This window comes from Collinsella aerofaciens (assembly GCF_040910245.1).
GTDB lineage: Bacteria > Actinomycetota > Coriobacteriia > Coriobacteriales > Coriobacteriaceae > Collinsella.
Window position 1 is genome coordinate 1 of record NZ_JBDGAY010000014.1, and the last position, 12892, is coordinate 12892.

The following is a 12892-nucleotide window of genomic DNA, read 5'->3' on the forward strand; positions in this document are numbered from 1 at the left end:
GGGCCGCGGGGGCGTTCGGCTAACTGCGGGAACGGCCTATTCGCTCAATATGTTCGGTTGAGATCGGAAATCAACCAAAGACGCAGGCAGGATGAATTTGCGTCCGCACGAGTTCGTAGACTTCTCTGTAAGGTTAAACGCCGGGTATTCCGGCCGTTAGGGGAGTTGCCATGTACGAGCCTTCGCGTGTTCTTCTGTCGTTTCATATCGCGGGATTTCAGTATGCCGACGGTGCCTTGGTCCTGGGCGATCTTAAGGCGGGCGATAGGCTGACGCTGTGCGCCGAGCGCGATAATCCCCATGACCCTGAGGCGGTTGCGATCTACTACGGCAACACCAAGCTTGGCTATGTCCCGGGAAACGAGGTCGGCCCGCTGTCCTTGATGATGTATTACGGCCACGAGGACGTATTTGAGGCCCGCGTGCGGCAGGTCGCTCCCGAGCGCAGCCCGTGGCATCAGGTGCGCGTTGGCCTCTACGTGGTGGATGCCCGCTAGTCGGCAATGGAGGCGGCCATGTTTGATGACGACGACCAGTTCGATTTGACAGACGATCCGTTTGAGTGGGATCTGCTACTCGACGACGATGAGTTGGAGCAGGATCGTAAGAAGCGGCAGGACAAGAAAGCTCAGAGTGACGCTTCGAAAAAGAAAGACAAGCGCCGCCGCGGACTGTTCGGTGGGCTCTTTGGATGACCGCCGCATCGCTGCGTCTGTATACTTAGCACGAGTTGAACGCGTTGCGAAATGAGGGCATAGACGATGATGTGGTTTACCGCCGACCTGCACCTGGGCGATACGAATATCTTGCACGACATGGACCGGCCGTTTGGCTCGGTCGAGGAGATGAACCGCAAGGTCATCGATGTCATCAATGAGTGCGTGACTGCGGATGACCGTCTCTACATCCTGGGAGACTTTACCTATCGTTTGCCCCTAGCGGATGCCGTGCACCTGCGCGAGCGTATCGAATGCAAGAATGTGACGCTCATCCGCGGTAACCATGACGGCGACTGGGAAGATCCGGACGCGCCGCAGATTTGGGAAGACGTGCGCGATTACCTGGAGATTGCCCCTGGCTATGCCAAGGGCCATCGTCTGGTTATGAGCCACTACCCCATGCTCAGCTGGAACGGCAAGGCGCGTGGCGCCATCATGCTGCACGGGCATATCCACAGCAGGGGAGACCGCACCAACGCGCGCAACCGCGATCGCGAGCGCCCTATCTTTCGCTACGATGTCGGTCTCGATGCCAACGAGTACAAGCCCGTAAGCCGGGATCAAATCCTGGGCTTCTTTGGACTGTAATGCTCGAACCACCACACAAACCACCACAAAGGTGCCTGTCCCCTTTGTGGTGGTTCTGGCGCCGTTGCCATTATGGCGGCGGCGTCTTTTTTGTCCGTGCGGCGCGGTAGAGTGTAGGCGGTTGAAATTTGCGTCCATCGAGGAGCTGCTATGAACGAGATCAAGTGCCCGCATTGCGGCGAAGTCTTTAAGGTCGATGCGTCCGGCTATGCGGATATCGTCAAACAGGTGCGCGATGCCGAGTTCTCGCGCGACCTGGATGAGCGTGTGAAGGCAGTCCAGCGCGAGGGTGAGCAGGCGCTGGAGCTTGAGCGCTCGCGTTTGTCGGCTGCCTTGCAAAAGGTAGAGTCTCAGCGCAACGCTCAGCTTGCCGAGCAGAAGAACACTGCGGAGCAGAAGCTGGCACAAGAGGTTGCCAAGCGCGATGCCGAGCTTGCCGAGTTGCGTGTCAAGCTCGAGGGCGCTGCCGCGGAGCGCGAGAGTGCAAGCCAGCGTGCAGCTGTTGAGGCCCGTGCGGATGCGCAGAAGGAGAATGCCGAGCTTCAGCGCGAGATTGACAATTTGCGTGCGCAGCTGGGACGCAAGGATGACGAAGCCAAGCTTGCCGAGGCTTCGGCGCGCAATGCTGCTCAAAACGATTTAGCTGCACGTGATGCCCAGATTGCCGAGCTGCAGGCCAGGCTTGCCGCGGCGGACAAGACCCAGGAGATGGCGCTTGCCGCTGCTGCGGCCGAGTCACAGCGTGAGCTTGATGCCGCTCGCGGCGAGGCCGAGCGCGCGCTTGCTGACTACCGCGCGAAGGTACAAGAGAAGTTTTCCGCCGCAAAGGCTCAGTCTGAGCAGGAGGCCGAGGGCCTGCGCGCGCAGCTGCGCGAACAGGAGCTGACGGCCAAAATGAACCTATCGGAGGCGGTCGCTGCGGCGGAACGAGAGCGCGATGAGGCACGTGCCAAGCTCGCGAGCGAGCTGGCGGTGCGCGATTCTCGCGAGGAACAGGCCAAGGCGGCGCATGAGCTCGAGCTTGCGCAGGCCAAGCGCGCGAGCGATGACCTGATTCGCTATAAGGATGAAGAGATTGAGCGCCTTAAGGACATGAAGGTCCGCCTGTCCACCAAGATGGTGGGCGAGTCGCTCGAGCAGCACTGCGAGACCGAGTTTAACCGTCTGCGTATGACGGCGTTTCCTAACGCGTACTTCGAGAAAGATAACGATGCGTCCGAGGGCACCAAGGGCGACTTTATCTTCCGCGAGTGCGATGCGAGCGGCAACGAGGTCATTTCGATTATGTTCGAGATGAAAAACGAGAACGACGAGACCGCGACCAAGCATAAAAACGAAGACTTCTTTAAGAAACTCGATCATGATCGTCGCCAGAAAGGCTGTGAGTATGCGGTGCTCTGCACCCTGCTGGAGCCCGAGAGTGAGCTCTATAACGCGGGTATTGTCGACGTGAGTTACCGCTATGAAAAGATGTACGTGATCCGCCCGCAGTTCTTCATTCCCATGATTACGCTTCTTCGCAACGCCGCCATGGGTTCATTGCGCTATAAACAGGAGCTAGCGGAGTACAAGCAGCAGAACATCGATGTCACGAACTTCGAGGCCAAGATGGAGAAGTTCAAGAACGACTTTGGCCGCAACTACGAGATCGCGAGCCGCAAGTTCCAAACGGCGATCGATGAGATTGACAAGACGATTAGCCATCTGCAAAAAACCAAGGAGGCGTTGCTGTCCTCCGAGAACAATCTGCGCCTGGCCAACAAGAAAGCCGACGATCTTACCATTCGCAAGCTCACCTGGGGCAACAAGACCATGAAGGCGGCGTTTGACGAGGCGCGCGGGGCTGCGACGGAGACAAACGATGAGCCAGCCGAGGCGGATTCGTATGAAGTCGAGGATGCCGAGTGAGGCATAGCGTATAGTGCAAAAACGGGGCCGCTGGCTATATTGCCAACGGCCCCGTTCCGTTCCGTTTCAGCATGTTCGGCTAGTCCTCGAGCAGGTCCTCGATAAAGCCGACGCGGTAGTTTTTGAAGATGACCTCGCCGCCGTCTTGCGTGGCGTCCAGATCGACATCGCCCATGATGTCAAAGTCGTGGTCGCCATCCTCGTCGGCAAAGATCTGGTGCACGTGCCATACGTGCGCGGTCTTCTCGTCGGACTCGTCGATGGAAAACATCGCGGCGCTGCGGGCATTTCCGTCGGTGAGGATTTCCTCGTGCTGCTCATGGTAGGCATCGAGCGCCTTTTGCCAGCGGACCTCGCTCATGCCCCAGTCCTCGTCGAGCTCGCCCAGGTCGCGCACGTGTCCGCGGGCGGCAAGGGTTACGCGGCGGAAGAGCGCGTTGCGCACCAACAGTGTGCAGCCGCGACGGTCCGCAACGACCTCGTCGATGCCCTGCGGCGGTGCGGCGTCGAGTGCAGCGGGGTTGCCGGCGTTCTCCCACTCGTCCACCAGGCTCGAGTCGACCGAGCGCACCACAAAGCCGAGCCACGAAATGATGTCACGCAAGCGCTCATCGCGCTTCTCGATGGGTACGGTGCGGTCGAGCGAACGGTAGGCCTCGGCTAGGTAGCGCAGCAGAATGCCCTCGGAGCGGGCGATGCCGAGCTTTTGGATATAGCCCTTAAAGTCGCTCGCGCTCTCCAACATGTCGCGCAGGACGCTCTTGGGCGAGAGCTGATAGTCGTTGGCCCAGGGTACTTCCTGGCAGTACTTGTCAAAAGAGGCATCGAGCAAATCCTCGAGCGGCTTTTCGTAGGTGACATCCTGGATGCGCTCCAGGCGTTCCTCATATTCGACGCCGTCAGCCTTCATTTCGGCCATCGCGCGGTCGCGCGCGGCGCGCTCCTGTGCACGCAGCACCTGCTTGGGGTCCTCGAGCGTAGCCTCGACCATCGAGATCAGATCCATGGTATAGGTCTCACTCTCGGGGTCGAGCAGCTCCAGGGCGGCAAGCAAAAACGGCGAGAGCGGCTGATCGAGCGCAAAGTCCTCGGGCAGGTCGACCGTCAGCGCGTAGTCGATGTCCGGCGCGGCGTCAGCCGGAGCGTCAGGCGCGGGCGGCACCTCGGTGCGCACGACGACGCCGGAGTCGATGAGCGTGGCGAAGATCTCGTCGGCACGAACCTCGAGCTTTGCCTTTTCCTCGGGCGTTTGCAGGCTTGTCTCGATGAGGTCGTGTACGCGGGCTCGGGCATCGCCACCCTGCTCGACCACGCTAATCACCATGGAGTGCGTGATGCGAAGGCGCGGCTTGAGCGTTTCGGGCTGCGTCTCGATCAGACGCTCAAAGGTCTGCTTGTTCCAGGTGACAAAGCCCTCGGGGGCCTTTTTCTTTTTAATCTTACGGAGTTTTTTGGGGTCGTCGCCCGCTTTGGCCATAAGCTTGGCATTCTCGATCTCGTGCTCGGGTGCCTCGGCAATTACCATGCCCTCGGTATCAAAGCCAGAGCGACCGGCGCGACCGGCGATCTGATGGAACTCGCGGGCGCGCAGGCGACGCATCTTGTAGCCGTCGAACTTGGTGAGCGCGGTGAGCACCACAGTATGGATGGGTACGTTGATGCCGACGCCGAGTGTGTCGGTGCCGCAAATGACGGGCAACAGGCCCTGCTGCGCCAGGCGCTCGACCAGTAGGCGATAGCGCGGCAACATGCCAGCATGGTGCACGCCGACGCCGCAGCCGAGCAAGCGCTTGAGAATCTTGCCGAAGGCCGTCGAGAAGCTCGTGCCCTTGGCCGCCTCCTTGATGGCCTCGCGCTGCTCCTTGCTGGCAATGCCAAAGTTGGCGAGCGACTGTGCCGTCGCAAGGGCGGCATCCTGGCTAAAGTGCACGATATAGAGCGGGGCCTCTCCACGGCGCATGGCGAGCTCGACGGTGCCCTCGAGCGAGGTCGTCACGTAGTCGTAGCTCAGCGGCACGGGGCGCGGGGCATCGACGACTAAGTCGCAGGTAGCGCCGGTGTGTTCCTCGAGTGAGGCGGCGATGGCAGTGACATCGCCGAGCGTGGCGCTCATGAGCATGAATTGCGTGTGAGGCAGGGTGAGCAGCGGCACCTGCCAGGCCCAACCGCGATCGGGGTCGGCAAAGTAGTGGAACTCGTCCATGGCCACGCAGCCCACGTCGGCGCCCTCGCCCTCGCGCAGTGCATCGTTGGCAAGGATTTCGGCCGTGCAGCAGATGACGGGCGCCTTGGTATTGATATGCGTGTCGCCGGTGATCATGCCGACGTTATCGCGGCCGAGCACCTGTACCAGGTCGAAAAACTTCTCGCTGACCAGAGCCTTGATAGGTGCTGTGTAATAGCAACGCTTGCCCTGCGCCATGCCCATAAAGAGCATGCCCAGCGCGACGAGCGATTTACCCGATCCGGTCGGTGTGCCCAAAATGACGTGATCGCCGGCAGCCAGATCCATGAGGGCTTCTTCTTGGTGGTCCCACAGCTCAATGCCGCAATCGCTCGTCCATTCAAAGAAGCGCTCGAATGCCTGGTCGGGCGTGAGCCATGGTTCGGGCTCGCTGCCGTCCTCGGGCTCCCACCAGGTGGGGGAGAGCGCGCCGAGCGAGCCGAACTCGGCTTCGGTTCCCGTGCCTCCCGAGAATGAGCTGGCGGCGCCGGCGCCGGAGACGGTGCTGGCGGAAGTGTCTGTCGCGGTCTGTGCCATTTGGTTGCTTTCTCTCGCGTTTGTCCGCCATCCATTATGGCGTAGCGGCGGCGTGGGGCGCCAGCGCGAAAGAAAATGCAGGAAATGGGCGTTCTACTCAGCCGTTTGGTGCAGTTGCCAGCTAAGTGAGTAGACTTTTTGCAATATCGCGAGCACATGGCTTTTGCGCAAGGGTTCTACCTGAGGTTTTATGTTTCGCTATGCGGGCTGTGCTTGGCTATTGCAAAAAAGTCTACTCACTTAGGTTTGAGGGCCGTTCGCTGGCGCCTATTTGCGCTTGTTTGCCGACGCCGCGACCATCAGAAGCCCCTAGGACTCTTGTGGCAGGCGCTTCTTGCCTTTGCGGGCGCGGTTTTTAAAGTTCTCGACGGCCTCTTCCATGCCGAGAGGCACGTAGGTGAGCTCATCGAGGTTATCGGGCAGGTAGCAGGCAAGGCTTTGCTCCTGCGCGCGGCCCGCCGCGAGCTGTTCATCGCTAGGCTGCGCGCCGGGTGTGGCACAAATGCCATAGACGGCAGCGCCCATCTCGCGCGTGCGGCATTCATATTCGGTCTCGGGATGCTCGGGATGGTCTCGGCGGACGTTGTCGCTTACCCAAAGCGTGTCGTAGTCGGCCGCGGCAAACTGTCCCAGGGCGTAATCGCGCAATGGCTTGCTGTCGGTGCGCAGCGTGACGGTGGCGTTGGCTGCAAAGAGCGGGCGGTAGAGCATCAGATGGTCGACATGGACGAGTCGTTTTTTGGCGTACTTGGCCTTGGGCTGTGGCGTGGGAAAGTTAATGGTGATTGCATCGAGCTCGCCTGTGGCAAACAGCTGCGGCAGCGATGCGGCTCCTCGGGGCAGGACGAGCGCGTTGGACAGCTTCTGCTCGCAGATTTTCTGCGCGGCATAGGCGATGCAGATGGGCTCCTGGTCCATGCCGATAAAGAGCGTGTCGGGCTCGCGGTGGGCGCGCTCGACCAGATAGGTTCCTTTGCCACAGCCCAGATCCAGGTGAAGGTGCTCGAAGGGCTTGCCGCCTGCGGGCGCACAGGCCTCGCGCCAATCTCCGGCATAAGCCTCGGGGTTCGTCTCAATCGCATCGGCGTAGCGCTCCAGGCGCTCTTCGAGCACAAAGTTCTTAGGCGTGCGAACGTGGACGGCTCCCATGAGGCTCCTTGGTCATAAGTATGGAACGCATGGCTGCGCGTTCCGTCAATGGGTTGAAAAGAGGGTGGGCATAGTTTGCTCGAAAGATGCGGTGAGGCTCGGCGGCGAGTCGCCGATACCTACAGACGCTTGAGAATCACATAGCGGTTGAGCTCTCCGCTGCGACCGTCGGCATGGAAACGCTCAAGCTCGCGCACGGGGACCTCGCCGCTCTTGTAGAACGTACGCACGCCGCGCACCAGGTCGGTGATCTGCTGATCGTCAAAGTGATGACAATAGCGGTAGGCGTGGCGGTCGTTTTGCCAGCCAATGAGGTGGTCGCCGGCTTCAAACTGCGCGGAATCGTAACCCTCAAACGGTGGGGTGAGCTCGGCGCGGGCTTCGGCGCGAACGGCCTTGCGCGCCATGCGCTCGTCGTTCATAAACTCCCAAAAGCTGATGGCGATGATGCCGCCTGGGCGCGTCTGGCGCACCAGGGCGTCGAGCACGCGTACGCGGTACTCACACGACGGCACGTGGTGCATAAATCCAAAGCAGACCGAGATGTCGGCGAGCGGGGCATCGAAAAGCACGTCGGGTGTCTCAGCGGGGTTGAGCTTCATGAGGGCATCGAGCACATCGAGCTCCTGGAAGTGCAGGTTGGGAATGCGCAGGGCGTGACCGCGCGCATCGATAGCCAAATCCTGGCACGAGTCGACGCCATAGAACTCAAACGGGCAGCTGGCGTCTGCCGAGGGGTTTGCGCCATCGACGCCCTTGGCGGCAAGTGCGCCGCCGGCGGCAAAGTTCTCGAATCGCATGTTGCCGCAGGCAAGATCGAAGACGCGGACGGGATGCTCGATCGTGGCGATGTCGAGCTGCCCGAGCGCAATGTCCATGGTGCGCACCCAGCCGGGCCACGGGGCCTGGCGCGTATCGGAGAAGGAGGCGGAGTGCTCGCGATAGAACGTGTTGTTGAGCTGGATGAGCGATGAGGCGAAATCGCGGTTCACGGCGCGGGACTCCCTCCGTTGGCGGTGCGGAATAAACAGTACAACCATACTACCGTTAACGCCGCAACGGGGACAACCGAGCCGTGGGTCATTGCTTTGTTTGGACACATTTCCGCAGCTCATATGTGCCCGCAACCGCCGGTTGTCAAAAATCTCACTAGAATAGGTGGTATGCTTTTGGCGGTGGCGGATAGATTTTTAACTGTGCAAGGCGCCTTAAGAACAAAAACGGTCCGGCGGCACGGCTGGCATCACATAGGAGGAACCATGAATGTAGAAACTGCGCAGCGGCTCGCCGACCTTCGCCGCAGCAAAGGCTTTAGCCAAGAAGGGCTGGCACGAAAGCTGGGGCTGTCGCGCCAGGCGGTCAGTAAATGGGAGCGTGCGGAGAGCTCGCCCGATACCGAGAACCTGATCTCGCTCGCCAAGCTCTATGGCGTGAGCCTGGACGAGCTGCTCAATCCGAGCGATGAGATCGAGGACGATATCGAGTTTGAGAACGAGGACCGCGCCCGCCAGCGCGAGGCCGAGGCAGCAGAGCGCGCACGCACCCATGAGGCGGCGGCACGGGCTACCGAGGCGGCAACACAGGCGAGTGACGCCGCCGCCAAGGCGGCGCAAGCGGCAAGCTGGAGTGCGCAGGCCGCCAATGCCGCTACGGCGCAAGCGACGAGTGGCGGCGCAGCTGGCTCGACTCCGGTGAAGGGCCCGTTCCAGTCGTTCCCGTATTGGGCCGTGTGTTGGCTGCTGTTCTTTTTGCTGATGTTCCCGTTTGGTGCCAGCCCCTTTGCCGCGCTGATCTTCTTTACGATTCCCATCTATCACTGGGTGGCGCGTGCGCTCGATGGTGATTGGGCACGCGGGGATATTCAGGTTGGTCCGGCACCGGTGACAGCTAGGGCTCAGGATGTTTCCGCTTCGGTTGATGCTGGCGTGGCTACCGCGACTACCGCTGACCCGATCGCCAAAGAGGGTGATGAATGATGAAGCTTTCGCATGAATCCAAGGTACGCTTGGGCGTTGGCATCGGGGCGTTTGTGCTTATTATCGGGCTTGTATTTGGTGCCTCGCGGCTATTGGCTCATTCCAATATGGTGCGAACGACCGCTATTCTATCCGGCGATTTGTCTGATTTTGACGATATGTTTGACGACGATGATCTCTTGGATAGCGGTAACTATTCTGCTCGGCCTCAACAGCTTTCGTGTACGACCTTTGATGCTGATGAGTTTCGCTACCTCGATTTCGATATCAATGCGGCTACGGTGGACGTCAAGGTTGTTGATGGCAACAAGGCTCGCGTTATCGAGCGGGGACGCGTTGCCAATGGTATGGATGCCTCCAAGGCCGCGACGCAGAACATCGCATCCGTCGAGGACTCGACGCTCAAGGTTTCTCAGTTTGGAAGTGATGACGGTAAGGCAATTGACCGCTCGGTTACGGTTGAACTGCCGCGCCGTGTTGCCGAACATCTGAAGGGAATCAACGCGCACGTGGGCTCGGGTGATCTGCAGATTGCCGGTGTCACCTGTGATGGTTTCGACCTTTTCCTGGGTGCGGGAGATGTAGAGTTTGCGGGCAGCGTGACTGATGCGCTTAGTGCAGAGGTCGGGTCGGGCGATGTAACGTTCGAGCTCTACCAGGCCCCCGCGAAGTCGATGGACGTGAGTGTGGGCTCGGGCGATGTGGAGATGACGGTTCCGAACTCTACGGGCTTTAAGGCGAGCCTCACCTTGGGCAGCGGCGACTTCGAGAGCGATTTCCTTCCGCTTGACTACGACGGCGAGACCATTTTGAATCTTGAATTCGATAATGGCGATAAGTCCGCCACGTATCGTTTTGAGGTTGGTTCGGGCGACATGTCATTTGATTCAGAGTGACGGGCGGTTATCGAAGACCTATAAATCATAGCTGCGCTGTTTGATGGAGGTGCCGGAGCCGTGACGGGCTCCGGCGCCTTTGCCTTTACAATGGGGTCATGGAACAGATTATCTTGAACATACTCGATGCCCTGCGTCGCGGCGAGACCGTGGACGACAAGGCACTCGTCAAACTGATACATGCCGAGGCGCGCCGTGAGGGTGCCGACAAACGCGATTTGGCCAAGCGCCGTCTGCTGCCGTTCTACCAGCGGGTAAAACGTGAGGAGCCGGCTCGTTGGGCTGGGTGGAATGTCGATGCCGAGCTGGAACGTCGACTGCTGCAGGTGCTGCGTATGAAGCCTCGTCGCACGGCCTCGGGCGTGGCGACCATTACCGTCATCACCAAGCCCTGGCCGTGCTCGGGCGATTGCCTGTTTTGCCCCAACGATCTGCGCATGCCTAAAAGCTATCTGCATGCCGAGCCGGCGTGCGCCCGTGCGGAGCAAAACTGCTTCGACCCGTATCTGCAGGTGAGCGCTCGTCTGACCGCGCTTTCGCAGATGGGGCATGCGACCGACAAGATAGAGCTCATCGTGCTCGGTGGCACCTGGAGCGACTATCCGCAAGGGTATCAAACGTGGTTTATGTCGGAGCTTTTCCGTGCGCTCAATGACGATGCCGTCGCCGGCGTGGCGGCAAACCCCATGTTGGCGCGTCCGGGCATCAGTCGTGCCGAGGCGGGGCGCCTGCTCGATGACGCTCCCGCCGATGCCCTGCCGCCGGTGGTAACAGAGCGCCGCGAGCGCTATCGGGCTGCCGGCATTGCGACAGACGAGGCTGAGCTTGCTGCCGGCGTTGCCGACGAGCAGGGGCGTGTGGATGCTGTCGTTGGTGGCTATAACCGCGCGGTGCGTCGTCTGTACGGCCCTGGTACGCCATGGGGCGAGGCTGCCGAGTGGCAGACGGCAACGATGGAGGAGCTTGAGCGTCAGCAGCGCATCAACGAGACGGCGAAGCATCGCGTGGTGGGGCTCGTTATCGAGACGCGCCCCGATGCCGTAACGCCGCAGGCCCTCACGCTCATCCGCCGCCTGGGTTGCACCAAGATTCAGATGGGTATTCAGAGTCTCGACCAACATTTGCTCGATATCAACGAGCGTCGCATTTCGGTGGCGCAGATCGAGCGGGCGTTTTCGCTTGCGCGCTTGTTTGGCTTTAAGATCCACGCGCACTTTATGCTCAACTTGTTGGGCGCTACGCCCGAGGGGGACAAGCGCGACTACGAGCGCTTTATGACCGAGGGCGCTTTTATGCCCGACGAGGTCAAGGTCTACCCGTGCGCGCTCATCGAGGGCTCGCGTCTGGTGGGCCGCTATGAGCGCGGCGAGTGGCGCCCCTATACCGAGGAAGAGCTGCTCGATGTGTTGGCCGACGACATCGTGGTGACGCCGGCGTTCTGTCGCATCAGCCGTATGATTCGTGACTTTAGCTCCGACGACATTATGGTGGGCAACAAGAAGCCCAACCTGCGCCAGCTCGTTGAGAACCGCCTGGCTGCTCGGGGTGACGGTGCAACGGTACGTGAGATTCGCTATCGCGAGATCAGCACGGCGGGTGCCGACTTGGATGAGTTGACCCTTGACGAGGAAGTGGCGTACGAGACGCCGGTGACGCGCGAGCGCTTTTTGCAGTGGGTGACGCCGCGGGGCAAGATCGCGGGCTTTTTGCGCCTGTCGCTGCCCGACCATTCGTTTGTTGCCGCGCATGCGGACGAGTTGCCGACGACGCCGGACGAGGCGATGATTCGCGAGGTGCACGTGTATGGCATGGCGGCACGCGTGGGCGACCAGGGCCAGGCGGCGCAGCATCACGGGTTGGGGCGTTTGCTCGTAGAGCGTGCGTGCGAGATCGCCCGGGATGCCGGCTATGCGCGCATCAACGTGATCAGCGCGATTGGTACGCGCGAGTACTATCGCCATTTGGGTTTTTATGACCACGGACTCTACCTGCAAAAGGAGCTCTAGATGAACAAGCCGAGTGTTTCTGCTGGTGTCGTTGCCGGCGTTGCTCTGGGAGCCGCGGCGCTTGGTGCGGCCGCCGTCGCTGTTCGTGCTGCCTGTCTGCAGGTTGCGCGAACCCGCAATGGGTTGGCGCGTGTGAAACGCGTGCACGATGAGGGCGGCGATGAGATTCGCGTGTTGGTGCAAGGCGGCGTCTACCAAAGCGCAAGCTACATTGGCGAGCGTTGGGCAGAGCCCGTCTTTGCGTACTATCGTGCATTTGACGATGTGTTTGAGGCCGAGGACGCAATGCGTGATGCTTACGGGCATGGTATCGACCGTATGCTCATGCTGGGTGGCGGCGGGTTTGCCTATCCCAAGTTCGCTCTGATGTCGCACGAGAGCTTGCGCATGGACGTCATTGAGTACGATGCCGAGATTACGCGTCTGGCACGTCGTTGGTTCTATCTGGACGAACTGGAGCGCACGGTGGGCGACCGCTTGCGGGTGATTACCGCCGAGGCTCGCTCGTATCTGGGCGTGACGAGCGTGGGCCATCGTCGCTACGACGTGGTCGTGAGCGATTGCTTTGGCGGTGCCGAGCCCGTGCGCGAGCTGGCGACGGTTGAGGCGTTGCGTTTAGTGTGGGGCAGCCTAAATGTCGGCGGCGTCTACGTTGCCAATATCGTGAGCGCAAACGAGGGGAGCGACGTGACGTTCCTGCGCGACTGCGCTGCCACGGCACTCGAGGTATTCGCCCACGCCTGGGTGGTCCCATGTGGCGATGCGGAGTTCGGCGGCGAGGAAAACTACCTGCTCATCGCCAGCGACGGCGACTACGCCTTTGCCGAAGCCGTGCCCTTCGACGCCGACTTCCTTGGCACCGTCCTTCACGACAAGTAAATCTCCCCGT

11 protein-coding genes are annotated in these 12892 nt (G+C 60.7%); 8 read left to right on the forward strand and 3 right to left on the reverse strand.

Going from position 1 to position 12892, the window contains the following annotated elements:
• The first annotated feature begins 170 nt into the window (after positions 1 to 170).
• The 4 genes from AB5Z20_RS06085 (at position 171) to AB5Z20_RS06100 (ending at position 3215) form a co-directional block, all read left to right on the forward strand.
• Positions 171 to 497, forward strand: coding sequence for an HIRAN domain-containing protein (locus AB5Z20_RS06085; RefSeq protein ID WP_368156671.1), 327 nt, complete (start codon positions 171 to 173; stop codon positions 495 to 497).
• Positions 498 to 515: 18 nt separating this feature from the next.
• Positions 516 to 695: a hypothetical protein gene (locus tag AB5Z20_RS06090; RefSeq protein ID WP_368156672.1), complete on the forward strand. Its 180-nt coding sequence runs from the start codon at positions 516 to 518 to the stop codon at positions 693 to 695.
• A 66-nt stretch (positions 696 to 761) separates the two neighbouring features.
• Positions 762 to 1307 (forward strand): metallophosphoesterase, encoded by a 546-nt coding sequence (locus tag AB5Z20_RS06095; protein WP_368156673.1) that lies wholly within the window; start codon positions 762 to 764, stop codon positions 1305 to 1307.
• Between the two features lie 150 nt (positions 1308 to 1457).
• Positions 1458 to 3215 carry a DUF2130 domain-containing protein gene (locus tag AB5Z20_RS06100; RefSeq protein WP_368156674.1) on the forward strand — a complete coding sequence of 586 codons (1758 nt, stop codon included), beginning with the start codon at positions 1458 to 1460 and terminating at the stop codon, positions 3213 to 3215.
• 79 nt (positions 3216 to 3294) lie between these two features.
• On the opposite strand, the gene AB5Z20_RS06105 is transcribed toward AB5Z20_RS06100, so the two are convergent.
• The 3 genes from AB5Z20_RS06105 to AB5Z20_RS06115 all read right to left on the reverse strand — a co-directional run bounded on the left by AB5Z20_RS06105 (position 3295) and on the right by AB5Z20_RS06115 (position 8117).
• A complete protein-coding gene (locus AB5Z20_RS06105) occupies positions 3295 to 5976 on the reverse strand; it encodes a DEAD/DEAH box helicase (RefSeq protein WP_368156675.1) in 2682 nt (893 codons plus the stop codon).
• A 309-nt stretch (positions 5977 to 6285) separates the two neighbouring features.
• Positions 6286 to 7125 (reverse strand): tRNA (guanosine(46)-N(7))-methyltransferase TrmB, encoded by an 840-nt coding sequence (locus AB5Z20_RS06110; protein ID WP_368156676.1) that lies wholly within the window; start codon positions 7123 to 7125, stop codon positions 6286 to 6288.
• A 119-nt stretch (positions 7126 to 7244) separates the two neighbouring features.
• Positions 7245 to 8117: a hypothetical protein gene (locus tag AB5Z20_RS06115; RefSeq protein ID WP_368156677.1), complete on the reverse strand. Its 873-nt coding sequence runs from the start codon at positions 8115 to 8117 to the stop codon at positions 7245 to 7247.
• 267 nt (positions 8118 to 8384) lie between these two features.
• Between AB5Z20_RS06115 and AB5Z20_RS06120 the strand changes: the two genes are divergently transcribed.
• The 4 genes from AB5Z20_RS06120 to AB5Z20_RS06135 all read left to right on the forward strand — a co-directional run bounded on the left by AB5Z20_RS06120 (position 8385) and on the right by AB5Z20_RS06135 (position 12882).
• Complete coding sequence (locus tag AB5Z20_RS06120) at positions 8385 to 9101, forward strand: helix-turn-helix domain-containing protein (protein ID WP_368156678.1); 717 nt, start codon at positions 8385 to 8387, stop codon at positions 9099 to 9101.
• Positions 9101 to 9997: a DUF4097 family beta strand repeat-containing protein gene (locus AB5Z20_RS06125; RefSeq protein ID WP_368156679.1), complete on the forward strand. Its 897-nt coding sequence runs from the start codon at positions 9101 to 9103 to the stop codon at positions 9995 to 9997. The genes AB5Z20_RS06120 and AB5Z20_RS06125 overlap by 1 nt, the downstream gene beginning before the upstream one ends.
• A 98-nt stretch (positions 9998 to 10095) precedes the next feature.
• A complete protein-coding gene (locus tag AB5Z20_RS06130) occupies positions 10096 to 12003 on the forward strand; it encodes an elongator complex protein 3 (protein WP_368156680.1) in 1908 nt (635 codons plus the stop codon).
• Positions 12004 to 12882 (forward strand): spermidine synthase, encoded by an 879-nt coding sequence (locus AB5Z20_RS06135; protein ID WP_368156681.1) that lies wholly within the window; start codon positions 12004 to 12006, stop codon positions 12880 to 12882.
• Positions 12883 to 12892 lie beyond the last annotated feature (10 nt).